The organism is Erythrobacter sp. THAF29 (genome assembly GCF_009363635.1).
Lineage (GTDB): Bacteria > Pseudomonadota > Alphaproteobacteria > Sphingomonadales > Sphingomonadaceae > Erythrobacter.
This window is the reverse complement of the sequence record NZ_CP045392.1, coordinates 1,984,639-2,006,954: the sequence shown is the minus strand read 5'-3', so window position 1 is coordinate 2,006,954 and position 22,316 is coordinate 1,984,639. Positions and strand designations below refer to the sequence as shown.

24 protein-coding genes and 1 tRNA gene are annotated in these 22,316 nt (G+C 59.4%); 20 read left to right on the top strand and 5 right to left on the bottom strand.

Features of this window, described 5'->3' with window-relative positions:
• Nucleotides 1-261: 261 nt before the first annotated feature.
• From FIU90_RS09690 to FIU90_RS09670, 5 genes are all read left to right on the top strand, one after another.
• A complete protein-coding gene (locus tag FIU90_RS09690; RefSeq protein WP_152434559.1) occupies nt 262-519 on the top strand; it encodes a hypothetical protein in 258 nt (85 codons plus the stop codon).
• Nucleotides 520-624: 105 nt separating this feature from the next.
• Nucleotides 625-700, top strand: a tRNA-Lys gene (locus FIU90_RS09685).
• 132 nt (nt 701-832) lie between these two features.
• Nucleotides 833-2,080, top strand: coding sequence for a 3,4-dihydroxy-2-butanone-4-phosphate synthase (gene ribB / locus FIU90_RS09680; protein ID WP_152434558.1), 1,248 nt, complete (start codon nt 833-835; stop codon nt 2,078-2,080).
• A gap of 8 nt (nt 2,081-2,088) precedes the next feature.
• Nucleotides 2,089-2,511, top strand: a complete 423-nt coding sequence (gene ribH / locus FIU90_RS09675; protein ID WP_152434557.1) for a 6,7-dimethyl-8-ribityllumazine synthase — start codon at nt 2,089-2,091, stop codon at nt 2,509-2,511.
• 603 nt (nt 2,512-3,114) lie between these two features.
• Nucleotides 3,115-3,693 (top strand): winged helix DNA-binding protein, encoded by a 579-nt coding sequence (locus tag FIU90_RS09670; protein ID WP_152434556.1) that lies wholly within the window; start codon nt 3,115-3,117, stop codon nt 3,691-3,693.
• Between the two features lie 16 nt (nt 3,694-3,709).
• On the opposite strand, the gene eno is transcribed toward FIU90_RS09670, so the two are convergent.
• Nucleotides 3,710-4,999: a phosphopyruvate hydratase gene (gene eno / locus FIU90_RS09665; RefSeq protein WP_152434555.1), complete on the bottom strand. Its 1,290-nt coding sequence runs from the start codon at nt 4,997-4,999 to the stop codon at nt 3,710-3,712.
• A gap of 195 nt (nt 5,000-5,194) precedes the next feature.
• Between eno and FIU90_RS09660 the strand changes: the two genes are divergently transcribed.
• The 6 genes from FIU90_RS09660 to FIU90_RS09635 all read left to right on the top strand — a co-directional run bounded on the left by FIU90_RS09660 (nt 5,195) and on the right by FIU90_RS09635 (nt 8,055).
• Complete coding sequence (locus FIU90_RS09660) at nt 5,195-5,785, top strand: hypothetical protein (RefSeq protein WP_152434554.1); 591 nt, start codon at nt 5,195-5,197, stop codon at nt 5,783-5,785.
• A gap of 25 nt (nt 5,786-5,810) precedes the next feature.
• Nucleotides 5,811-6,275 carry a phage holin family protein gene (locus FIU90_RS09655; RefSeq protein ID WP_152434553.1) on the top strand — a complete coding sequence of 155 codons (465 nt, stop codon included), beginning with the start codon at nt 5,811-5,813 and terminating at the stop codon, nt 6,273-6,275.
• The gene (locus tag FIU90_RS09650) at nt 6,272-6,646 is read left to right on the top strand and encodes a hypothetical protein (protein ID WP_152434552.1); all 375 of its coding nucleotides are present in this window, start codon (nt 6,272-6,274) and stop codon (nt 6,644-6,646) included. Before FIU90_RS09655 ends, FIU90_RS09650 begins: the two co-directional genes overlap by 4 nt.
• Nucleotides 6,639-7,223, top strand: coding sequence for a hypothetical protein (locus FIU90_RS09645; protein WP_152434551.1), 585 nt, complete (start codon nt 6,639-6,641; stop codon nt 7,221-7,223). The genes FIU90_RS09650 and FIU90_RS09645 overlap by 8 nt, the downstream gene beginning before the upstream one ends.
• Before the next feature lie 104 nt (nt 7,224-7,327).
• A complete protein-coding gene (locus FIU90_RS09640; protein ID WP_152434550.1) occupies nt 7,328-7,558 on the top strand; it encodes a DUF4170 domain-containing protein in 231 nt (76 codons plus the stop codon).
• 20 nt (nt 7,559-7,578) lie between these two features.
• Nucleotides 7,579-8,055 carry a GNAT family N-acetyltransferase gene (locus FIU90_RS09635; protein ID WP_152434549.1) on the top strand — a complete coding sequence of 159 codons (477 nt, stop codon included), beginning with the start codon at nt 7,579-7,581 and terminating at the stop codon, nt 8,053-8,055.
• A 19-nt stretch (nt 8,056-8,074) separates the two neighbouring features.
• On the opposite strand, the gene greA is transcribed toward FIU90_RS09635, so the two are convergent.
• From greA to carA, 4 genes are all read right to left on the bottom strand, one after another.
• Nucleotides 8,075-8,551: a transcription elongation factor GreA gene (gene greA, locus FIU90_RS09630; RefSeq protein WP_152434548.1), complete on the bottom strand. Its 477-nt coding sequence runs from the start codon at nt 8,549-8,551 to the stop codon at nt 8,075-8,077.
• A 117-nt stretch (nt 8,552-8,668) separates the two neighbouring features.
• Complete coding sequence (gene carB, locus FIU90_RS09625; RefSeq protein WP_152434547.1) at nt 8,669-11,992, bottom strand: carbamoyl-phosphate synthase large subunit; 3,324 nt, start codon at nt 11,990-11,992, stop codon at nt 8,669-8,671.
• Nucleotides 11,992-12,516: a hypothetical protein gene (locus FIU90_RS09620; protein ID WP_152434546.1), complete on the bottom strand. Its 525-nt coding sequence runs from the start codon at nt 12,514-12,516 to the stop codon at nt 11,992-11,994. The genes carB and FIU90_RS09620 overlap by 1 nt, the downstream gene beginning before the upstream one ends.
• Nucleotides 12,513-13,697 (bottom strand): glutamine-hydrolyzing carbamoyl-phosphate synthase small subunit, encoded by a 1,185-nt coding sequence (gene carA / locus FIU90_RS09615; RefSeq protein ID WP_152434545.1) that lies wholly within the window; start codon nt 13,695-13,697, stop codon nt 12,513-12,515. The genes FIU90_RS09620 and carA overlap by 4 nt, the downstream gene beginning before the upstream one ends.
• A 159-nt stretch (nt 13,698-13,856) precedes the next feature.
• Between carA and FIU90_RS09610 the strand changes: the two genes are divergently transcribed.
• The 9 genes from FIU90_RS09610 to FIU90_RS09570 all read left to right on the top strand — a co-directional run bounded on the left by FIU90_RS09610 (nt 13,857) and on the right by FIU90_RS09570 (nt 22,290).
• A complete protein-coding gene (locus FIU90_RS09610; RefSeq protein WP_152434544.1) occupies nt 13,857-14,306 on the top strand; it encodes a GatB/YqeY domain-containing protein in 450 nt (149 codons plus the stop codon).
• A 14-nt stretch (nt 14,307-14,320) separates the two neighbouring features.
• A complete protein-coding gene (locus tag FIU90_RS09605; RefSeq protein ID WP_234029481.1) occupies nt 14,321-15,085 on the top strand; it encodes a hypothetical protein in 765 nt (254 codons plus the stop codon).
• Between the two features lie 45 nt (nt 15,086-15,130).
• Nucleotides 15,131-16,987, top strand: coding sequence for a DNA primase (gene dnaG, locus FIU90_RS09600; RefSeq protein ID WP_152434543.1), 1,857 nt, complete (start codon nt 15,131-15,133; stop codon nt 16,985-16,987).
• Between the two features lie 35 nt (nt 16,988-17,022).
• A complete protein-coding gene (gene rpoD, locus FIU90_RS09595; RefSeq protein ID WP_152434542.1) occupies nt 17,023-19,053 on the top strand; it encodes an RNA polymerase sigma factor RpoD in 2,031 nt (676 codons plus the stop codon).
• Nucleotides 19,053-19,463, top strand: a complete 411-nt coding sequence (locus FIU90_RS09590) for a hypothetical protein (RefSeq protein WP_152434541.1) — start codon at nt 19,053-19,055, stop codon at nt 19,461-19,463. Before rpoD ends, FIU90_RS09590 begins: the two co-directional genes overlap by 1 nt.
• Nucleotides 19,464-19,521: 58 nt before the next feature.
• Nucleotides 19,522-20,142: a ParA family partition ATPase gene (gene parA / locus FIU90_RS09585; RefSeq protein ID WP_152434540.1), complete on the top strand. Its 621-nt coding sequence runs from the start codon at nt 19,522-19,524 to the stop codon at nt 20,140-20,142.
• Nucleotides 20,143-20,222: 80 nt separating this feature from the next.
• The gene (locus FIU90_RS09580) at nt 20,223-20,846 is read left to right on the top strand and encodes a DUF2059 domain-containing protein (protein ID WP_152434539.1); all 624 of its coding nucleotides are present in this window, start codon (nt 20,223-20,225) and stop codon (nt 20,844-20,846) included.
• A 4-nt stretch (nt 20,847-20,850) separates the two neighbouring features.
• Nucleotides 20,851-21,750 (top strand): sterol desaturase family protein, encoded by a 900-nt coding sequence (locus FIU90_RS09575; RefSeq protein ID WP_152434538.1) that lies wholly within the window; start codon nt 20,851-20,853, stop codon nt 21,748-21,750.
• A 60-nt stretch (nt 21,751-21,810) separates the two neighbouring features.
• The gene (locus FIU90_RS09570; RefSeq protein ID WP_152434537.1) at nt 21,811-22,290 is read left to right on the top strand and encodes an RpiB/LacA/LacB family sugar-phosphate isomerase; all 480 of its coding nucleotides are present in this window, start codon (nt 21,811-21,813) and stop codon (nt 22,288-22,290) included.
• The last annotated feature ends 26 nt before the right edge of the window (nt 22,291-22,316 follow it).

The window sequence follows — 22,316 nt, the reverse complement described above, 5'->3', positions numbered from 1 at the left end:
CGTAAGGTCAGGCCATATAGTTGCAAGGTTGCTCGCAAGAGCGCCCGCGTTCGGGTCGTACGCTGCCGTCCAAACGAGCAGCATAGTTGAACGCGTAAGTCCTGACGGCAGGCCCCTCTCTCCCCCCTTTTTCAGGGAACTGTCGTCAGGCACCAGGTTACATCATTCGAGGGTCGACCAATGTTCGGAATGCGCGCTCGCGCGGCATCTTTCTATCGCCGATTTTCCGGCAACAGGTCGTCCGTGGAAAGCGAGCGGGAAATGCTTGTCGCAGATGCCATTCTTGTGGCGCAAGCAATTCACGCAAGGGCCAGCGCGGGTGAGGCAACTACCCTTCGCCAGCTGCACAAGATCACGCAGCTCACCCAGCCCGAGGCGTTGAAGGTTGTGGCTGAGCTGGAGCGCGCCAACCTCCTTTCGATCGAGCACGACGTCCACGACGCGCTGGAGTCAACGGTAATTCTCGATGATGCGATGCGCGTCAGCCTCGCCCAGATCGCAAGGCGCAACGCCGCATAACCCCTTTTCATCTGCGAAGCGCACGCTATATGCAGCGCCTCACGTGATTCGGGACGCTGTCGTTGACGCCTCGAAGTCACGAAAATCCGATGTTTCGATCGGTATGGACGCATAGCTCAGTTGGTAGAGCAGCTGACTCTTAATCAGCGGGTCCTAGGTTCGAACCCTAGTGCGTCCACCAATTTTCAGCCTCGGTCTGTCCAGATACCGCACTTGTTGAGCGCCCGCATCGACGGTTGCGGTGACCTCACTGCGCTGTGTGTGAACTGCAAGGTGTACTTGCAATCACATTATGATGTGATAGGTGGCCCTTATGAACACATCGCTCATCACACGAATCCGCGACCTAATCGCATCGGGCAGATTTACCAAGGCCGGCCTAGCCCGGGCCGCGGGGCTTCATGCCAACACCCTGCGCGATGCGGCCGAACCCGACTGGAATCCCACTGCCGAAACACTTTCGAAGCTCCAGAACTTCCTCGACGCCAATGATGATACGCCTGTGCTGGTCGGGATCGAGGAGATTATCGATGAAGCACGCAACGGTCGCATGTACATACTCGTCGATGACGAAGACCGCGAGAACGAGGGCGACCTGATTATTCCCGCGCAGATGGCAACGCCCGCTGCGATCAATTTCATGGCGACGCACGGTCGCGGTCTCATCTGTCTTGCACTCGACAAGGCACGCTGCGAGCAGCTCGGACTCGAACCGATGACCCGCAACAACAAGGAAAGCATGCAAACCGCCTTCACAGTCTCGATCGAGGCGAAAGAAGGCGTGACCACCGGCATTTCCGCAGCGGACCGCGCGCGCACAGTCTCGGTTGCGATCGATGCGACAAAGGGCGCGGACGATATCGTCACGCCTGGACACGTCTTCCCGCTGATGGCGCGCGACGGGGGAACTCTTGTCCGCGCAGGTCACACGGAGGCTGCCGTCGATATCTCGCGTCTAGCAGGCCTCAACCCTTCAGGCGTAATTTGCGAGATCATGAACGAAGACGGGACGATGGCCCGGCTCGACGACCTCATCGCATTCGCACGGAAGCACAACCTCAAGATCGGGACCATTCGCGATCTTATCGCCTACCGCATGCGCAACGACCACCTCGTGGAACGTATCGATGAGAGCAGTTTCGAGAGCGATTACGGAGGCCAGTGGCGGCTGATCACCTATCGCAACCGTGTCGAGAACAGTCAGGCATATGTTCTGCAAAAAGGCCATGTGACGCCTGGAGAGCCCACCCTCGCACGGGTCCATCCCATCTCGGTATTCGACGACCTGCTCGGTCAACCAGGCCCGCGCAAGCGCACTTTGCAGCGCGCGATGGGTGCGATCGGCGATCACGGTTCTGGCGTGATCGTTATCCTGACCAGCAGGATCGGCAAAAGCGAATGGAGCGAGGACGAGGAAATCCGCAATATCGGGATCGGTTCGCAGATCCTTGCCGACCTCGGCGTCCACGATATGATCCTGCTGTCCAATTCGCGGCCCGACCTCGTGGCTGTGGAAGGCTACGGCATCAGCATTACCGACTTCAAATCCATCCCGGAGTAACCACCCACATGGCTCGTTTCCTCATCGTCGAAGCGCGGTTCTACGCGCACCTTAATGATATGCTCGTCGCAGGTGCGAGGGCTGCGCTTGAAGCGGAAGGACACGAGGTCGAAGTGCTGACTGTACCCGGTGCGCTCGAGATACCGGGAGCCATCGCACTCGCTGCCGAAAGTGGCGAATTCGACGGTTTCGTTGCAATTGGCGTGGTGATCCGGGGAGAGACTTACCACTTCGAAATCGTCGCTGGCGAAAGCGCGCGCGCGATCATGGCATTGACCATGGACGGCATACCAATCGGTAACGGCATCCTGACAGTCGAAAACGAGGAACAGGCAATCGTGCGTGCCGACCCATCGCAAAAGGACAAGGGAGGGGAAGCGGCCAAGGCTGCTCTGGCATTGCTAGCGTTGGGCGAACGCTTCGGTCGCTGACCCGCGCGCCGGGATAGGTATTTCTACGCATACAGAAATTCATAAGGCTGTTGTAAAAGGGCCCTCGCCGCTCACAGGATCATTGGGGGCAGAAATTAGGATCGCATCACTTTGGCGAGAATGGACGCCTCAATGTACGAACAGCCGCAATCGAAGGCTTGGGAAATCCAGGCCATAATCTACGCGTTGGAGAGCGAGCTCCAAAGGCTCGACGCCCTTGGGGCGGGTATCGCTGCTATCCATGTGAACGCCGCGATAGAGCAATTGAGATCGAACCTTGCGATAGTGAACGACAATTCGCTCGGCGCTTTCGATCCTTCGATGCTTTGTCAGGTCAAAGATCGGACAGGATCTTCTCCACAATCAAAATCCCACAGTAGGGATTAGTGCGTAATGCGTTAGCATAGTCAGCTGGTTAGAAGGCCTGCATCGAGGCGTTCGGTGCAGCATTTCAACTCCACGCTGCGGCGCCTTTGCAAGGGGGCGCTGTGACGTACGTGAGATTGGCACGCCATGTCCGACACGCGGTTGAAAGCCCGGTTGGGTGCAAAAACCCTGTTGCCTCGGATCATCGGATCGTCGTTGTCGAAGAGAGGGACTGCAATGGGTAAGCCGGGCGCTCCCCGGCTGCCCGCCGAAATCGCACCGATTTCTCAAGAGGTCGCTGACGCGCCACTTGATCTCGACAGATTGGCCCAGCAGCTCTCCGCAATAGCGGAACAGTTGCGCGACCATGACAGTCCGCAAGCGCGGGATCACCGTCGCGCGCCGGGAGACAGCAAAGCCTTCCAGGAAACGACGTCCGCAAAGCCGAACCGCGCCGACACGCGAGAGCAAATCAGGCAAAAAAACGCTCGAATTGCCCGGGCAATCTACGACAATCGGCGCAAGCGCGACGGCATCTTTGGTACGTCCGAACTGTTTGGAGAACCCGCTTGGGACATCCTGCTCGATCTCTATGTTGCCGAGGCGGAGGGAAAAGCAGTCTCAGTGTCGAGCGCATGCATCGGGTCGGCATCGCCATCGACCACTGGGTTGAGGTGGCTCGGTGTACTCAGCGAGGCTGGTCTGGTCGCACGCGAGCATGATCCCGAAGACCAGCGGCGTGTGCTGGTTCGTCTTTCAGCCAAGGGGCTGGAAGCGATGGACCGCTATTTCGATGAAGTCGGCTTCGCTCCCTGACAATGCGCTGGATCGATCAGCCAGAGAGCGCGCCGAAGCAACCCCGCCCTGCATAAACTGCGCTGTCGCCCAATTCCTCTTCGATGCGGATAAGCTGGTTGTACTTGGCGAGACGGTCCGAGCGTGCGAGCGAGCCGGTCTTGATCTGCCCGCAATTGGTCGCCACAGCTAGGTCGGCGATGGTCGCATCCTCGGTCTCGCCTGAGCGGTGGCTCATCACGCTGGTATAGCGTGCACGGTGCGCCATATCGACGGCGGCGAGTGTCTCGGTAAGCGTTCCGATCTGGTTGACCTTCACCAGGAGCGAGTTAGCCAGCCCGCGCTCGATTCCATCGGAGAGGCGCTCCGGATTGGTGACGAACAGATCGTCACCGACCAGCTGGACCTTATCGCCGATTGTATCGGTTACAGCCTTCCAACCCTCGAAATCGTCTTCGCTCATCCCGTCCTCGACCGACATAATCGGATAGTCGTCGCACAACCTCGCGAGGTAATCGGCCATCCCCGCCCCATCGAGGCTGAGGTTTTCGCCGGAAATCTCGTATTTGCCGTCCCTGAAAAATTCGGTCGCGGCGCAGTCGAGTGCGAGCACAATATCCTCGCCCGGCGCAAAGCCGGCCTGTTCCACTGACGCCATGATGAAATCGAGCGCCGCGCGCGTGCTGGCGAGGTCCGGGGCAAAACCGCCTTCGTCGCCCACCGCAGTCGCAAGCCCCTTGTCCGACAGGCCTTTCTTCAAGGTGTGGAACACCTCGGAGCCCCAGCGCACCGCCTCGGCAAGGCTGTCTGCGCCGACGGGCATGATCATGAATTCCTGAATATCGATCGGGTTATCTGCGTGCTCGCCGCCATTGATGATGTTCATCATAGGCACCGGCAGGACATGCGCCGAAACACCGCCGAGATATGAGTAAAGCGGCAATCCGCGCGCATTCGCAGCAGCTTTGGCAACTGCAAGACTGGTACCGAGGATCGCGTTGGCGCCGAGCCGTCCCTTGTTGGGAGTGTCATCGAGCGCAATCATGGAGAGGTCGATATCGCGCTGGTCCTCGGCATCGAAGGCCCCGATCAGCAGGTCGCGGATCTCGGTATTGACCGCCTCGACGGCCTTCAGCACGCCCTTACCCTTGTATCGCCCTTTGTCGCCATCGCGCAGTTCGACCGCTTCGTGCGCACCTGTCGACGCGCCCGATGGCACTGCGGCGCGGCCAAAGCTTCCATCATCGAGCAACACGTCCACTTCGACGGTGGGATTTCCACGGCTGTCGAGAATCTCGCGTCCGTGCAGGTCGATAATCGCAGTCATGCTTGGCTCCAATGCAAATGTGTTGTATAGGTGTAATACACCCGGTTCCGCGACGGATCAGGGCGCGCGCCAACCTTCTTTTCCGGAACCCCCTATGCGCCGGAACAAGCGGGCGCAAGGCGCGTTGATTCAGAAACGACAACCCCGCAATTTCCAACTGGAAAAGCAGACAATTGGAGGGCTATCAGAAACATCATGGCTACAACGAATACACCCAAGACTCCTGCCAAGAGCTCGGCCAAAGGCTCGACCACCAAGTCGAGCGGACCGAAGAAGGCATCCCCGAAGAAAACTGCCGCGTCCGCCAAGCCGGCCGATGAAGCGAAAAGTCGCTTTAATGCCGCGCTGGAAGAGGCCAAGGCAGGCGCCGCAGCGCTGCGCGAAGAAGCGAATGTGCGTGCAGGCGAATATCGCGAACAGGCCAAGACCCGCAGTGACGACCTTGTCGGCGAAGCGAAAGCCTATGGCGAAAAGGCCAAAGTACGCGCTGGCGAACTCGCAACCGATGCGAAGCACGCCACGAGTGACGGCATCGCGTCAATCGGTAAAGTCATCGCAGACACCGCTCCCGAGCTCGATGAGCGTTTTGGAGAGCAGTACGGCGATTATGCCCGTAAGGCTTCGCGCAGCCTTGCCGAGACTTCGGCAAAGCTCGATGCCAAAAGCGTCGATGAGATCGGCGAGGACGCTCGCGAATTCGTGCGCAAAAGCCCCGGCGTTGCCGTTGGTCTCGCTGCGGTTGCTGGATTCCTCATCGCGCGGATGTTCCGCGGCGGACGCGGCTGAAGCAAAGACATCCGGGGGGCTGTGAATGCGTGATGAGGAAAATCCGGCCGCGGCGGAGCATGATGCCCTGCCGCCGTCGGATTCAGCCGATACCGGCACGCCCCCCCTTGTCGATCAGGCAGTCGACAGCGACAACGAGGGCTACGATGAGGGTCTCGTCGACGAGATCGTTGCACTCATCGATGATGGCCGGACATATGCCGAAGCCGAGATCGCTTTCCAGAAAACCCGCGGCAAACTTGCCGGGCGCGGCGTCGGCAAGGCGATTGCATTTGCGGCGGTCGCGCTAATCACGCTTCACATCGCGGTGCTTGCCCTAGCGGTGGGTCTCGTCATAGCTCTTGAACCACTGGTCACGATCTGGGGCGCGATCGCCATCGTTGTCGGTATGCTCCTGCTGGTTACCGCCATCCTCGTTATGAAAGCCAAGGCGAGCGGTGAAATGGTCGGCAGCCTGTTCAGTTCTGGCGAGGACGGTTCATCGACATGAGCGATCTCTGGCAGCAATTCCTCGAAGATCGTGCTCTGCGCGATGCGGCAAGGGCGAATTTCCTCGCCGACCTCGAACATGCCAAGGAGAGTTTCTCGGGCAAAGGCGTTGCCGAACGGATCGTGGATCGCATTGGTGACGGTGCGCGCGACGTGTTCGAGCAGGCAAGCGAAACCGCCGAAGACAATCGTGGCATTATCGCCGCGCTCATCGGTGCGATACTCCTGTGGCTCTCACGCGGACCGATCATGGAAATGCTCGGCTTCGCAGACCCAGATTTGGAAACAGACAACGAAGGCGGTGGTGACGCGATCCTAGAAACCACCGGTAGTCCCCCTCCCCCACTACCTCCCGGAGAAGATGATGACTGATAACGACAACACTCCTCCCGCGATCGCCGACAAACGCGATGAACTGCGCGCCAAGATCGAAGCAAGCGAGCGCCGCATTGCCGAGCGTACATTCGCCGATCAGGCCAAGGAAGCAGCCGGGAAGGCAACGGATTTTGTCAAGGAACGCCCGTTTACGGTGCTTGGCGGAGCCATTGCGATCGGCCTTGCTATCGGCCTCGCGACCAAACCGGGTCGCCGTGCGGCTCGTAACGCTGCGACGGGCACCGTCAACGCCGTTAACAGCGCAGCGAAGGGAACCGCAAACGTCGCAAAGAACGCCTCGGTCAAGCAGGCGAGCCGGTTCGGTACCCTACTCGCCGATGCGCTGGTGGCCTATGGTATCAAGCTGATCGACGATGTGATGGATGCTGGTCGCAAGGGTCATGACAAACTCGAAGATATCGGTGACAGCACCAGTGCCAAAACCCGCGAAGTGCGGCGTGATGCGGAATACTATGCCGGAAGCGCAATCGACAAAGGCCGCACGATTACACGACGCACCCGGCGCCGCGCGGGTCGGGCTGTTCGCGATCTCAAAGGGCGGGTCACAAACTGAACGAGAAACACCGGTGCGATGATTTGCACCGGGTTTGCCCTTTGCCACGCATAGGCTAAAGGGCGCGCTGATTTTCGAGAAACTCCTCCCCAAGGACGAAGATAATGGAAGAAACAACTCCGAAACAGCGCCTCCACCTCGTTATGGGCGGGCGCGTAACCGATCCGCGCGGACACGAGTTCAAGGATCCAGAAAGCCTTCACGTCGTAGGCGTTTACAGTTCGTACGAAGATGCCGTTGATGCCTGGCGCGCGCAGGCGCAGCGCACGGTCGACGATGCCGAAATGAAATATGTCGTCGTCCATATTCACAAGCTGCTTACGCCCGACGCCTGATTAGACGGGCCTTGCACAAAATGGCCTACACAGTCCGCCAATTCACAGAAGTAGACGCCCAGGCACTTGCAGACATCACCCTGGCTGCCATTCGCGCGGTCGGCGCGCGACATTACTCTTCGGAACAGGTCGATGCATGGGCGGCACGCCATCCAGGGCCGCGGCGATTTCTCGAACGCGCACGCGGCGGCTCCCATATTCTGGTCGCTGCCGACCATGATGATTTAGCGGTGGCCTATTCGCTTCTGGAGCCCGACGGGCACTTGGACATGCTATTCTGCCACCCTGATCACACTCGGCGCGGATTGGCAGACGATTTGCTCGGATTCTCAGAACGACACGCACGTCGGGAGGGGATTACTCGCCTTTACACCGAAGCAAGCGAACTCGCCCGTCCCGTATTCGAGCGAGCGGGATATGCATTGCAGCACCGCCGAGAATTTGAAATCGACGGTATCGCGATTCACAACTATGCGATGGAAAAGCCCCTCGCATGAGCGGCTTCACCAGAATAAGTCAGATGAATTCGATCTTGTCGACGAGGTAGAACTTATCGCCCGAAGGCACAGTGACCTCGATTTCCTCGCCGACTTGCTTGCCGATCATGGCACGCGCGAGCGGCGAGGAATAGGAGATACGGCCCTTCGCTGCATCCGCCTCGGTTTGGCCCACGATCTGGTACTTGACCGGTTTGTCGTCTTCGTCGAGCAGGGTAACTGTCGCGCCGAAGATGATCTTGTCCCCCGATAGCGTCTTGGGATCGATGATCTGCGCGCGGCTGATCTTGTCTTCCAGATCGCCGATTTGAGCTTCGACCTGGCCCTGGCGTTCCTTGGCAGCGTGGTATTCGGCGTTCTCCGAAAGATCGCCATGCGCACGTGCTTCCTCGATCGCATCGACGATGCGCGGGCGTTCTTCGCGCAGGGTCTTGAGGTCCGCAGTGAGACGCTCGTACCCCTCAGCGAGCATCGGAACCTTTTCCATCGTTGCCATTCCCATTACTTTCCAATCTAGGCCCTACCCGGCCGCGAATTGCGTCATTTCGAGTGCACCCACCTCGCATGAAGCGGCTGTAAATCAACGAAATGTCGGGAAGGACGTCTGTATTTCTCAGCTATAATAGTCTTGCAAACTGCGGACTTCAAGCTGATCCGGTTTTACTGCCGCAATCGCCTTGGCTGCGGCAAGCGAAGCGGCGGCGGTTGTGTAGTACGGAACCTTCTTTTCAAGAGCCGTCGCGCGGATGGATTTCGAGTCGAGCAGCGATTGCCAGCCTTCGGTCGTGTTGAAGATCAAATCGACCTCACCGTCGATGATCTTGTCGACGATGTGTGGCTGACCTTCGGCAACCTTGTTGATGTGTTCGACCTTGAGGCCCTGCTCGCTCAGGAACTTCTGCGTTCCGCCAGTCGCGATAACATGAAAACCCTGCTCGATCAGCGTTTTCACCGCCGGAACGATGACGTCTTTGTCGGTGTTCTTGACCGAAACGAACACCGTTCCGGTGCGCGGAAGGACCATTCCCGCCCCCATCTGCGATTTGAGGAATGCGGCAGGGAAAGTCTTGTCGATACCCATCACCTCACCGGTCGATTTCATTTCGGGCGTCAGAACCGGGTCCGCGCCGGGAAAACGACTGAACGGGAACACCGCTTCCTTAACCGCCATGTAGGGCAGATCGCGCTTGAAAGGCTCGAAATTGGCGAGCTTTTCGCCCGCCATTACCCGGCTTGCGATCTTGGCGACAGGTTGTCCGATCGCCTTGGCGACGAAGGGCACGGTGCGGCTCGCGCGCGGGTTCACCTCGATGAGGTAGACCTCGCCGTCCTTCACCGCGAATTGGACATTCATCAGCCCCCGGACCTTGAGCGCGGTAGCCAGCGCCTCGGCCTGCCGTTCCATTTCCTCGACGATTTCGTCCGGCAGCGAATAGGGCGGCAGCGTGCAGGCACTGTCACCCGAGTGCACGCCTGCTTCTTCGATATGCTGCATGACACCGGCAATGCGGACCTCGTCGCCATCGCAAAGCGCATCGACATCGCACTCGATCGCATCGCGCAGATATTGGTCGACGAGCACCGGGCTGTCGCCCGATACGTTCACCGCGGTTTTGATGTAGTCATCGAGCTGCGCTTCGGAATCGACGATCTCCATTGCGCGGCCACCAAGGACATACGATGGGCGCAGCAACACGGGGTAGCCGATCCGCGCGGCGACGGCTGCAGCCTCGTCACGGCTGTAAGCGATGCCATTGTCAGGCTGTTTCAGCTTCAGCTTGTTGACGAGCCGCGCGAACCGTTCTCGGTCTTCGGCCAGATCGATCGCATCCGGCGAGGTACCGAGGATCGGGATGCCCGCATCCTCAAGCGCCTGCGCAAGCTTGAGCGGTGTCTGGCCACCGAACTGGACGATCACACCGACCAGCTCGCCGGTCGATTGTTCGACCCGCAGGATCTCGAGCACGTCTTCGGCGGTGAGCGGCTCGAAATAGAGACGATCGGAAGTGTCGTAATCGGTCGAAACCGTCTCCGGGTTGCAATTCACCATGATGGTTTCATAGCCCTGCTCGGCAAGCGCGAAGCAGGCGTGGACGCAGCAATAATCGAACTCGATGCCCTGCCCGATCCGGTTTGGGCCACCGCCGAGGATGACGATCTTCTTGCGGTCGGAGGGCTGTGCCTCGTCCTCGGGTTCGCCGAAGGTCGGCGCCTCGTAGGTCGAATACATATACGGTGTGATCGCCTCGAATTCGGCGGCGCAACTGTCGATCCGTTTGAACACCGGATAGACGCCAAGCTTGTGGCGAAGCTTGTGCACCTCTTCCTCGCTCGTCGCCCCGGCCATCGCCTGTAAGGCATCGTGGAGCAGACCCGAGCGCTTTGCCTGCGTTTCGGCCATACCGCCCGCAACACCGACCGAACGGACTGCGAGCGTTGCAAGCCGCTTGTCGGAAAAGCCCATCGCCTTGAGACGGCGCAGTTCTGCTGCCTCGCGCGGCAGGCCGTTATGGTCGATCATCCGCTCTTCGTAGATAATCGCCTCAATCTGGCGCAGAAACCAGCGGTCGTAGCCTGTGACCGCGTGGATTTCCTCGACCGTCAGCTCTTCGCGAAATGCCTGCGCGACCTTCAGCAAACGGTCGGGCGTACGGCGCGAAAGCGCGGCTGTGATGACGTCCTTTGCAACGCCCTCCAGCTCGGGCACGCGGTTGAACCCGTCTAGCCCGGTTTCGAGGCCGCGCAGCGCCTTTTGCATCGACTCCTGAAAGTTACGCCCGATCGCCATGACCTCGCCGACCGATTTCATCGCGGTGGCGAGCAGCGGCTCGGTGCCCTTGAACTTCTCGAAGGCGAAGCGAGGGATCTTGGTGACGACGTAGTCGATCGTCGGTTCGAAACTGGCAGGTGTCGCGCCGGTGATCTCGTTGGTGATCTCGTCGAGCGTATAGCCGACCGCGAGTTTCGCAGCGACGCGCGCGATGGGAAAGCCGGTTGCCTTGGAAGCGAGTGCCGAAGAACGTGAAACGCGTGGGTTCATCTCGATCACGATCAGGCGCCCGTCCTTGGGGTTGACCGCGAATTGCACATTCGACCCGCCGGTTTCCACACCGATTTCGCGCAGCACCGCAATGCTTGCTGTGCGCATGATCTGGTATTCCTTGTCGGTCAGCGTCAGAGCCGGAGCGACAGTGATCGAATCCCCCGTGTGCACGCCCATCGGATCGACGTTCTCGATCGAGCAGATGATGATAGCATTGTCCGCTTTGTCGCGGACGACCTCCATCTCGTACTCCTTCCAACCGAGCAGAGATTCCTCGATCAGTACCTCGGTGGTCGGCGATGCGTCGAGACCCTCGCGCACAATCCGCTCGAATTCCTGGGTGTTATAGGCGATCCCCCCGCCCGTACCGCCGAGTGTGAAGCTAGGGCGAATGATCGCCGGAAGGCCGGTCCGCTCGAGCACCGCGCGCGCTTCCTCGATCGTGTTGGCAATGCCGCTCCGCGCGCTTTCAAGGCCGATCTTGTCCATTGCCTCACGGAACCGCTGGCGATTCTCCGCCTTGTCGATGGCATCGGCCTTGGCGCCGATCATCTCGACGCCGTGCTCAGCGAGCACGCCCATCTCGTCGAGCTTAAGCGCGCAGTTGAGAGCCGTCTGCCCACCCATAGTCGGCAGCAGCGCGTCAGGCTTTTCCTTCGCGATGATCTTGGCCACGATATCGGGCGTAATCGGCTCGACATAGGTGGCGTCGGCAAACTCGGGATCCGTCATGATCGTCGCCGGATTGGAGTTTACGAGAATGACGCGGTACCCGTCTTCTTTCAGCGCCTTGATCGCTTGCGTCCCCGAATAGTCGAATTCGCACGCCTGCCCGATGATGATCGGGCCTGCGCCGATGACGAGGATGGATTGAATGTCAGTGCGTTTTGGCATCAGTTCGCGTTCTCGTTATCGGGATCGTCAGGAGAGGCTTGTTCGGATGGCGGTGCAGGCTGCCATGAGATGGCGATGAGACGCATCCCCGGAAGCTGGCGTTCGCACCCCGTAGGAATGATTTCATCGAATACGCGCGGTTCACCGCGAACGCGGTAAAGAGCAGGATCGCGACCGAGGAAAAACGCACCATTTTCATCGACCGATTGCGCCATGAAAGCCTCGACCGCGGCGTCGCTTTGGTTAGTCGATGCCATCCCGCGCGATCCAGCAGTCTCGTCGCTCCCCGTCACGAGCAGCGATTTCATGTCGTCGAGGTCCATCTTGGTGACATCGTAAGTGTAGGTCGGAACAAGAAGCCCGTCGCTTTCGGCGAGTTCGTTGCGCGTCTTATCCAACATCGTACCGAGGACGCGCGAGTAGCATGCCTCCGCACTCTCGCTGCCTTCGCGCGGATCACTGTTGTCGAACAATGAACATGCCGGAAGGATCAACACGAAGAAAAGAATTGCGGAGCGCTTCATTCTGGCGAGAGCCCCCCAATAAACTTCTCAAAAAGATAGAAGCTGTCCTGCGGACCGGGCGATGCCTCCGGGTGGTACTGCACCCCGAAGGCCTTTTTGCCCTTCACCGCGATGCCGCAATTGGAGCCGTCAAAGAGGCTCACATGGGTCTGCTCGACCTCAGGCGGGAGCGTGTCGGCGTCGACTGCGAAGCCGTGGTTCATGCTTGTGATCTCGATGAGCCCCTGCGAGTCGCCCCACCCTGCCCCGACGCGCTGGACCGGGTGGTTCGCGCCGCGGTGGCCCTGGTGCATCTTGCTTGTCTTCGCACCCACCGCAAGGCCCAGCATCTGGTGGCCAAGGCAGATTCCAAACAGCGGTACGTCGACATCGAGCAGTTGCTTGATCACGGGCACGGCATATTCGCCGGTCGCGGCCGGATCGCCCGGACCGTTGGACAGGAAAACTCCATCAGGCTTCAAGGCCATGATCTCTTCGAAAGTGCTGCGTCCCGGCACCACCGTGACCTTGGCGCCCGCCTTCACGAGATTTCGGAAAATGTTGTCCTTCGCGCCGAAATCCATCGCAACGACGTGCGGGCGCTCCGCATTGCTCTCGGTATAACCCAAGCCAAGTTGCCAGTGCCCGCCGCGCCAGTCCTCGTTCTCGGTGCGCGAGACATTGGGCACGAGGTCCAGGCCTTCGAGGCCTGACCATTCCTGTGCCTGTTTCAAAAGCGCGGGCACATCGAAGTTGCCGCCGGGCTCGTGCGCGATTACGGCGTTGGGGGCCCCTTCCAGCCTTATCTTGCGGGTAAGCGCGCGGGTATCGACCCCGGACAGACCGATCTTGCCGTGGTTCTTCATCCACTCGACGAACTCGTCGCGTGCGCGGAAATTGGAATGCGGCGTCACTTCCTCGCGCACGATACAACCGACTGCGCCCAAGCCCCGGCTCTCCACGTCCTCTTCGTTCGCACCGACATTGCCGATGTGCGGAAAGGTGAAGGTGACGATCTGGCTGTCATAGGAGGGATCGGTCATCACCTCCTGGTAACCGGTCATAGCCGTGTTGAAGCACACCTCGCCCACCGCGCTTCCGGTTGTGCCGAAGCCCTTGCCCCATATGACGGTGCCATCGGCCAGAACGAGGCAACCCGTCGCGCCTTTCGGCTGCGCAGGTGTGGCGGCGGATAGGGCCATGTGGGGCTCTCCGAGTCAGGTGTTTCCAGCAATGTCGCTAAGTCTCACCCGCTAGGCGCGGATGTGGCCCTCGTCAACCTAGGCGGCACGCTCGCAATGCGTTAGAGCGCACCCATAAGCCTATCCATCCACAACTATGATCTCAGCAAGAGCGAAACCATGATCCGTGACAACATAAGAGCCGCAACCATTTCCGCGATGAAGGCGGGCGATAAGGAACGGACCGCCACGCTCCGCCAGATCAGCGCAAAGATCAAGGACCGCGACATTGCCGAACGGACCAGCGCCAAGGAAATCAACGACGACGATCTGGTCACCGAAGTGCTGCAGAAAATGGCGAAGCAACGTCGCGAATCGATAACGATGTATGTTGACGGTGGCCGCGAAGAACTCGCCGACAAGGAACGGGCCGAACTCGCCGTAATCGAGGAGTTTCTCCCGCAGATGATGAGCGAGGAGGAAACAAAGGCCGCGATCGAGCAGATCAAAGCGGACATCGGTGCATCGAGCATCAAGGACATGGGCCGAGTGATGGCGGAACTCAAAGGCAGGTACGGCGCTGTAATCGATATGAGCAAGGCCAGCGCCTTGGTGAAAAGCAGCTTTTGAGGGGAACACCGCCCATGACCTATCGCCCGCTCCTGATTGCGCCCGTCCTTCTTCTTGCCGCCTGCGGCGATCCGGTCGGCGAGCGGATCGATGACGATCTGGACGCGGTTCCAAACGACCTCGACGTGGCAACAACCGATGGCGAGGTAGAGGCTCTTTCAAGAGCGATCGAGCCGGGCGATTTCGCCGATCTCGAACTTGGCGCAAGGATTGTCGGGCCACAGGGCACCGAGGTAAAGACCAGCCTCTCCAACGAAGCGGGCATCCTCGCCGATATCACATCTTACGTCGCCTGCCCCGCGGGCATGGAAGAATGCGATCCGTCCACCGCGCCGGAGGGCACAGTCTACACCTACGTCCACATCGTCTATCCGGGTGAAGACATGGATCCGCGCTCTGGTGCTGGAACCGGCACTGATGACGTCGACGTGGAATCCGCAGCCGGCTTCATGATGACCGCGCCCGCTTATGGATTTACCGGCGAAGCTGGATACTCTTCGGCGGAAGTCGCAGCAGCGGCAGGTACGAGCGTGAACGTAGTCGTCTCCTGCGAAATGGACGGGCAGATCTTCTGGACGGTCAATGCAGGCGATGGAGGCGATCAGTGGGAGGATGCCGAACCGATTACCTTTTACTGGCGCTCGACCCTCCCTCCAGCGGGCCCCTCGCCCGTATATTCGATCCGCGCGAATGGTGTGACCGCAACCGGCGAAGGCCCCTATCCCGCCGAAAACCCCGCTGCGACCAATGCGTGCACAGCTTCCTCCACAGACGGCTGACATCACCGCTTGAATGATCGGCGTGCGCGGCGCACTTTGCAGCGCATGACAATCACTCCGCAATGGAAGGACGAGCTGCGCGCCCGCATAACGCTTTCGAGCGTGATCATGCGCACCGACAAGCTCACCAAAGCGGGGCGCGAATGGAAAGGGTGCTGCCCGTTCCATGACGAGAAAACACCCAGTTTTTACGTCAATGACCAAAAGCAGTTCTACCATTGCTTCGGCTGCGGCGCGCACGGCGACGTCATCAGCTGGATGACCGAGCAGCGTGGATTATCCTTCATCGACGCGATCAAGGAGCTTGCTGCGGAAGCGGGAATGGAGGTTCCTGCCCCCGATCCGGTTGCAGCCAAGCGCGCGGAAAAGCGTGCCGAACTGATCGACGTGACGACCGAGGCACAGGACTGGTTCGTCGAACAATTGCGCGGGAGCGCCGGGCGGGAGGCGCTCGCCTATCTCAACCGGCGCGGACTGAAGCCCGAGACACTGCGGGAGTTTGGCTTCGGATACTCGCCCGAAAGCAAGCAGGCATTGCCCACCGCTCTTCCCCGCTTCGAGGACCACATGCTGGTCGAGGCGGGCATGCGGATCCGCACCGACGATGGGACAACCTACGATCGCTTCCGTGGTCGCGTGATGCTGCCGATCCAAGATGCCCGCGGACGGGTCATCGCTTTTGGCGGACGCATTCTCGAAAACCGAGACGGTGTTGCGAAGTACCTGAACTCGCCGGACACACCGCTCTTCGACAAGGGACGCACGCTCTACAACCTCCACCGCGCTTCGCCTGCCTCGCGTCAGACTGGCCGTGTGGTGGTGGTCGAAGGTTACATGGACGTTGTCGCCCTCGCGCAGGCAGGGATCAAGGATGCGGTAGCACCGCTGGGCACTGCACTGACCGAAATGCAACTGGAAATGCTCTGGCGCATGGTAGAGGTGCCAGTGCTATGCTTTGACGGCGATGCCGCCGGCCAGCGCGCAGCGATGCGCGCGATTTCCCGCGCACTGCCAATGCTCGCGCCGATGCGATCGCTTTCGATCGTGCGCTTGCCGAGCGGCATGGACCCGGATGACCTCATCAATGACCGCGGCGTTGGTGCGATGGAAAAACTGCTCGCCGAGCCCAAGAGCCTGCTCGACACGCTTTGGGAATTCGAACGCGACGCGATGCCGCTCGAGAGCCCGGAGGCCAAGGCAGGCCTCAAGAAGCGCCTGATGGAACACGTCGACACTATCGGCGATCCCGACATCCAATCGCTCTATCGCCGCGACCTGCTCGACCGGTTCTCAGCCTTCGCCTACCCACCACGCCAGCAAGCAAAACGTGGTCCGTGGAGAGGCCCCGCAGCCGCCCCGAAAACGCTTTCTAACGGCGCGCGCTCTACACTTCAAAAATCAATGTCGGGCGGCCAACGATCCGATCTTCTCGGCGCCGTCATTGCTGGTCTGGTGCGCCATCCGGGCGAGATTTCCCGCCATTCCGAAGCGCTCATCGAACTCGCGCGGCATGACCAATCTGCCGCACCTGCAATCGAATCGCTGATAGAACTTGCAGAAACGCTTGATTCGCGCATTCAAACCGCCATATCTGCCGAGCAAGGCTTTCCTGCCCCACCGGTAGACAATCGTTACGCCTTCCTTCGAGAAGGCACACCACCCGGTGAAGCGCGCGAGGAACTGGCCGAAGCTGTGTCGTTGCTGGCTCATAAACCAGCGCTCGAAGCCGCCATGGCGGCGACGATTGCGAGGTTCGATGAGGACCCGGAAGGATCCTTTGCCGAGCAGGCCCGCTTACGGCAACAGCTCATGACAGTTGATGAACGCCTGAAGGCATTCGGGCGCAAGAAGGCCGGTTCGGACACGGCCAGGGATGAAAATTCGGTTTCGTCGGACAGCTGACCGACGCGCACCGCACAACGGATTGATTTTGGTACATGGCCTCTACCGCGAAGAAGAAAACCAAACAGGATAGCGAAGACGCTCCGCTGATTGACCTCAACGAGGCAACAGTGAAGAAGCTGATGAGCAAGGGCAAAAAGAAGGGCTATCTCACGTACGATGAGCTCAACGAAGCCCTGCCTTCGGGCGAGATGAGCCCTGATCAGATCGAGGACATTCAGACCGCGATCTCGGAAATGGGTATCCAGATCGTAGAGAACGACGAAGAGGCCGAGGCCGAGGCCGAGCAGGAAGCCGAAGTCGAGGAAATGTCCGTCGGCGATGATGGCAAAAAGAAAGAGGTCAAAAAAGAAACCAAGACCGCTGCCACCAAGAAGACCGGGACCGGGGAACGGACCGATGACCCGGTGCGCATGTATCTGCGCGAAATGGGCGCGGTCGAACTCCTCAGCCGCGAAGGTGAAATCGCCATCGCGAAGCGGATCGAGGCCGGCCGCGACATGATGATCATGGGTCTGTGCGAAAGCCCGATCACCTTTCACGCCATCATCCAGTGGTCCGAGGCCTTGAACGCCGAGGATATGCAGCTGCGCGAAATCCTCGATCTCGACGCCATGCTCTCGAAAGAACCTCCACCCGACAAGATGGAGGAAGAAAACGAGGAAGACGATGGCGAGATTTCGGAAGAGACCGCCGGTCCGACCATCGTCGACGATGACGATACTGACAGCGACGATGACGCCGACGGTGAAGACGGCGAAGATGGCTCCAAGAAGGAGGAGGAAGAAGAGGAAGATAACACCCTCTCGCTCGCTCAGATGGAAGCTGCGCTAAAGCCGGAAGCAATCGAACGCTTCGCGCGCATCACAAAGCTGTTCAAGTCTTTCGAGAAGCTCCAGGCCGAGCGTGTTGAAACGCTCGCTGCCGGCAAGGAATTCCCGAAAGCGAAGGAAAAGAAATACGAGAGTCTCGGCGAACAACTCACCGCCGAGGTGGAATCCATGCAGTTCCACGCGACCAAGATCGAATTCCTGGTCGACAACCTTTACGCCTTCAACCGCCGCCTGACCGCTTTGGGCGGCCAGATGCTGCGCCTTGCCGAACGTCACAAGATCAAACGCATCGATTTCCTCAACGGCTATGTCGGCAATGAGCTCGACGATGCCTGGATCAAAGAGCGGGCGAAGAAGGACAAGAAATGGGCCGCCTTCCTCGAGAAGGAAGAAGCCGCCATCGACCGTATCCGCGCCGAAATTACGGACATAGCCGCGCAGACCGGCATGGCCCTTCCCGAGTTCCGTCGCATCGTCAACATGGTGCAGAAGGGCGAGCGCGAAGCGCGTATCGCGAAGAAGGAAATGGTCGAGGCGAACTTGCGTCTCGTGATCTCCATTGCCAAGAAGTACACCAATCGCGGCCTGCAATTCCTTGATCTTATTCAGGAAGGTAATATCGGCCTGATGAAGGCGGTCGACAAATTCGAGTACCGCCGCGGCTACAAGTTCAGCACGTACGCGACGTGGTGGATCCGGCAGGCGATCACCCGCTCGATCGCCGACCAGGCGCGCACGATCCGCATCCCGGTCCATATGATCGAGACGATCAACAAGCTTGTGCGGACATCACGCCAGTTTCTCCACGAGGAAGGCCGCGAGCCGACGCCGGAAGAGATGGCCGCGCGCCTCTCAATGCCGCTTGAAAAGGTTCGCAAGGTGATGAAAATCGCCAAGGAGCCAATCAGCCTCGAAACGCCAATCGGCGACGAGGAAGATTCGCATCTGGGGGATTTCATCGAGGACAAGAACGCCGTCATCCCGGTCGATGCCGCGATCCAGGCGAACCTCAAGGAAACCGTCACCCGCGTGCTTGCATCGCTCACTCCGCGTGAGGAGCGCGTGCTGCGCATGCGCTTCGGCATCGGGATGAACACCGATCACACGCTCGAAGAAGTCGGCCAGCAGTTCTCGGTGACCCGCGAACGCATCCGCCAGATCGAGGCAAAGGCACTGAGGAAGCTCAAGCACCCGAGCCGTTCGCGCAAGATGCGCTCCTTCCTCGATCAGTAGTGGAAGAAAAAACGCATGCGAAAGACGGTTCGAGCAAGATACCCTTGCTCGCCAACCGTCCTTTCGTGGTTGGAGTGTTGTTCATTCTCGGCCTTTGGACCGGCTTCTCAGTCCTCGTGGGCGTCGCGCTAGCCTACCTCTTTCGCTCGCGCGAGCACGAAGCGTGGGAGGCGAGTCACTTCGAGTTTCTCATACGCACGTTCTGGATCGGCTTTGCTGCGTTCGTTATGCTGGTGCCCGCGATGATTATCGCGACGGTCGAGACGAATGCGCCGTTCTGGATGTTCGGTCTTGGTGTCGTTTTGCTCCTCGTCGTCGTCTTCACTTCCGCACGCACGGTGCTCTCGATCATGCGTGCAATCGAAGCAAAACCAATGCCGAATCCGGGCTCTCTGACCTTCGGGAATTGATTGCAGACCATCGCGCTTCCTGACATATGCTGCACTGCAACAATGAGAGGCGCATATCATGCCGACTATAGCCATCGTCAGCCAAAAGGGCGGCTCCGGCAAGACCACTCTCGCCGTCCATCTCGCCACGCGCGCGGCGCAAGCGGGACATGAAAGCTGCGTGGTGGACACCGATCCGCAGGCGACCGCTGCCGCGTGGTCCGATTGGCGCGGCGATTTCCTGCCCGTGGTCGTCACCAGTCCCCCTGCCCGTCTCGGTCGCACCATCGAGAGCGCCAAGAAGAACGGCGTCGACTTTATCGTCATCGACACACCGCCACACGCCGATGCCGCCGCGCGCGAGGCGATCAAAGCAGCGGACATTGTACTCATTCCCTCGCGTCCGCGCGCATTCGATCTCCATGCGCTGGAACCCATTGCCGATCTGGTGAACTTTGCAAAGAAGCCTGCTTGGGTGGTGCTCAATTCCGTTCCCGCAGGCGCCACAGTGCTCACCGACGAAGCGAAGAAGTCAGCCAAGGACATGGGCCTGAAGATGTGTTCGGTTACCCTGGGCGACCGCGCAGCATTTCACCGCTCGTCGGGCAAAGGAGAAACCGCTGCCGAGATCGACCCAGATGGGAAAGCAGCGAAAGAAGTCGAAAAACTCTGGAAGTGGGTCGCTAAAAAGCTGCGCTAGAGAAACGGTTTAAGCCATAAACTTGCGCCGTTGGTCGAACGAAGGTTGCGCAATGCACGTCGTCGCGTCAGGGTCAGCAAATGCCCCACACCAAGACCGCTTCGCTCACCCTGATCGGCTGCCTTCTTGCAACGCCCCTCTCTTCCGCGGCTGCAAACGACCCGGAACCAGCGCGGATCGCAGCTTCCGAGACCAGCCAGCAGTCAGAGCCAATCGATCCGGCTATGCTCGCACTTGCAACACAGATCGTCGAGATCGGCTATCCCAAGGAATCTCGCGAGGCTCTTTTCCATGGGCCTATGGACCAGACCATCGTGCAGCTGCGCAAATCGCTTGGTCCATACCTCCCCTCCGATGATCCGGAAGCTATAAAGATCCTCGACGACTGGATCGACAAATACACTGCAGAATCAAAGGTTATTCTCGCCAAGCATATCCCTGCGATCATGGACGGTATGGCCGAAGCCTATGCGAGTTTGTTTTCGGAAGAGGAACTGCGCGATATCCTTGCTTTCGTGGAGACGCCGAGTGGCAAGCAATTCTTCGACCTGATGCCTCAGGTCATGGGTGAACCCGGTTTTGCCGACGCCAATCAGGCGTACATGGACGAGAGCATGGAGAAGCTGATCCCGGCTCAGCGAGAATTGCTCAATCGTCTCGAGGAACATCGGAAAAAGAAGGACGAGCCCGCAGAGACAACCTGAGCCCATGGAAAACCTCAAGGCAGCCCTCGAGTTCATAGGCGGTCCAGCGGCGCTCTGGATCCTGGGTGGAGTATATTTCGGCAGCATCGTTGCAGAGCGGCTTTGGTATCTATGGAAACGACGCGAGTACAACAGCGCGGATGCGTGGTGCTCGGTAGGTCTCAATCTCATATCGAGCGTTCTGAATCTGATCTTCGCAATTCTCGTGCCGCTCGCGTTCTATGTTCTGGTCTTCGAGGAATTCAGGCTGTTTGATAGTCTGGCGCTCTGGATCGCGTTACCGCTCGCGTTCCTGTTGCACGAATTCGCGTACTACTGGGATCACCGCTTGGGTCACCGTATCGGCTTGTTGTGGGCTTTTCACGCAATCCACCATTCTTCGAACGAGTTCAATCATTCGACCGCGGCGCGCGGTTTCGTGCTCGACGGGCAGCTGAAGGCCCTGTTCGCCCTTCCGGCCGCTCTGATAGGTGTCGAGCCGATCATCTTCATCGCGGTGAGCGTTCTCACCAACGCCTTCGGTATATGGAACCATGCGAGCTGGGTTCCACGCCTCGGCTGGATCGACCGAGTGCTGATGACACCCAAGATGCACAAGGTTCATCACGCCAACCAACCGCAGTATATCGACCGCAATTACAGTCAGGTCACGCTGCTGTTCGACCGGCTGTTTGGGTCAGTGGCCTACATCGAAGAAGAGCCTGATCCGGGCCTTGTCAAACGGGTCTATGACAACAATCCCTTCACCGCGCAGTTTGCCGGGCTGAAACAGTTGAAAGACCGGATGGATACCGCTGCGCGCTGGCAGGACAAGCTAGCTTATCTATGGCGACCGCCTGAATGGTCGCACGACGGTGTTTGTCGGTCCGATTGCCCGAAATACGCTGTCACACAGCCAACCTGATCGTAGAAAAGCGCCTTCTTCGGGGTGGAGAGAATCGCTGCACGCCCCTATGTAGGCGCCATGCGCATTGCCATAGCCTCCGATCACGCTGCGACCGACCTCAAGGCAGAGCTTGCCGAATGGTTGATCGATGAAGGACATGAAGTCGCCGACCTTGGCCCCAGTGAGGGCGAGAGCGTCGATTATCCCGACTACGGGTACAAACTTTCCGATGTCATTGCCGATGGCACTGTTGAATTCGGCATCGCCCTGTGCGGCAGCGGGATCGGTATCTCGATCAGTGTAAACCGCCATCCGGCAGTGCGCTGCGCGCTTGTTTCCGAACCACTCTCGGCCGCCCTCGCCCGCGAACACAACAATGCGAACTGCATCGCGATGGGCGCCCGGCTGCTGGGCATCGAAATGGCGAAGAGCTGCGTAGCTACATTTCTGAATACAGAATTTGCCGATGCCGGCGATCCCAATGGTCGCCATCACCGCCGCGTCGCCAAACTCGGCAATCCGCCTACCTCTCCCGACCATATCGAGACCCACCAATGAGCACGAGCCCCAGTACCCTCGCCTCC

Coding starts and splice junctions, on each gene's coding strand:
- FIU90_RS09690 (WP_152434559.1), top strand. CDS start 262: ATGCTTGTCGCAGATGCCATTCTTGTGGCGCAAGCAATTCACGCAAGG.
- parA (WP_152434540.1), top strand. CDS start 19,522: ATGCCGACTATAGCCATCGTCAGCCAAAAGGGCGGCTCCGGCAAGACC.
- FIU90_RS09635 (WP_152434549.1), top strand. CDS start 7,579: ATGGCCTACACAGTCCGCCAATTCACAGAAGTAGACGCCCAGGCACTT.
- FIU90_RS09570 (WP_152434537.1), top strand. CDS start 21,811: ATGCGCATTGCCATAGCCTCCGATCACGCTGCGACCGACCTCAAGGCA.
- FIU90_RS09660 (WP_152434554.1), top strand. CDS start 5,195: ATGGCTACAACGAATACACCCAAGACTCCTGCCAAGAGCTCGGCCAAA.
- FIU90_RS09645 (WP_152434551.1), top strand. CDS start 6,639: ATGACTGATAACGACAACACTCCTCCCGCGATCGCCGACAAACGCGAT.
- FIU90_RS09640 (WP_152434550.1), top strand. CDS start 7,328: ATGGAAGAAACAACTCCGAAACAGCGCCTCCACCTCGTTATGGGCGGG.
- carA (WP_152434545.1), bottom strand. CDS start 13,697: ATGGCCCTATCCGCCGCCACACCTGCGCAGCCGAAAGGCGCGACGGGT.
- eno (WP_152434555.1), bottom strand. CDS start 4,999: ATGACTGCGATTATCGACCTGCACGGACGCGAGATTCTCGACAGCCGT.
- rpoD (WP_152434542.1), top strand. CDS start 17,023: ATGGCCTCTACCGCGAAGAAGAAAACCAAACAGGATAGCGAAGACGCT.
- FIU90_RS09670 (WP_152434556.1), top strand. CDS start 3,115: ATGGGTAAGCCGGGCGCTCCCCGGCTGCCCGCCGAAATCGCACCGATT.
- FIU90_RS09655 (WP_152434553.1), top strand. CDS start 5,811: ATGCGTGATGAGGAAAATCCGGCCGCGGCGGAGCATGATGCCCTGCCG.
- FIU90_RS09620 (WP_152434546.1), bottom strand. CDS start 12,516: ATGAAGCGCTCCGCAATTCTTTTCTTCGTGTTGATCCTTCCGGCATGT.
- FIU90_RS09580 (WP_152434539.1), top strand. CDS start 20,223: ATGCCCCACACCAAGACCGCTTCGCTCACCCTGATCGGCTGCCTTCTT.
- carB (WP_152434547.1), bottom strand. CDS start 11,992: ATGCCAAAACGCACTGACATTCAATCCATCCTCGTCATCGGCGCAGGC.
- FIU90_RS09605 (WP_234029481.1), top strand. CDS start 14,321: ATGACCTATCGCCCGCTCCTGATTGCGCCCGTCCTTCTTCTTGCCGCC.
- ribH (WP_152434557.1), top strand. CDS start 2,089: ATGGCTCGTTTCCTCATCGTCGAAGCGCGGTTCTACGCGCACCTTAAT.
- FIU90_RS09575 (WP_152434538.1), top strand. CDS start 20,851: ATGGAAAACCTCAAGGCAGCCCTCGAGTTCATAGGCGGTCCAGCGGCG.
- dnaG (WP_152434543.1), top strand. CDS start 15,131: ATGACAATCACTCCGCAATGGAAGGACGAGCTGCGCGCCCGCATAACG.
- FIU90_RS09610 (WP_152434544.1), top strand. CDS start 13,857: ATGATCCGTGACAACATAAGAGCCGCAACCATTTCCGCGATGAAGGCG.
- ribB (WP_152434558.1), top strand. CDS start 833: ATGAACACATCGCTCATCACACGAATCCGCGACCTAATCGCATCGGGC.
- greA (WP_152434548.1), bottom strand. CDS start 8,551: ATGGCAACGATGGAAAAGGTTCCGATGCTCGCTGAGGGGTACGAGCGT.
- FIU90_RS09650 (WP_152434552.1), top strand. CDS start 6,272: ATGAGCGATCTCTGGCAGCAATTCCTCGAAGATCGTGCTCTGCGCGAT.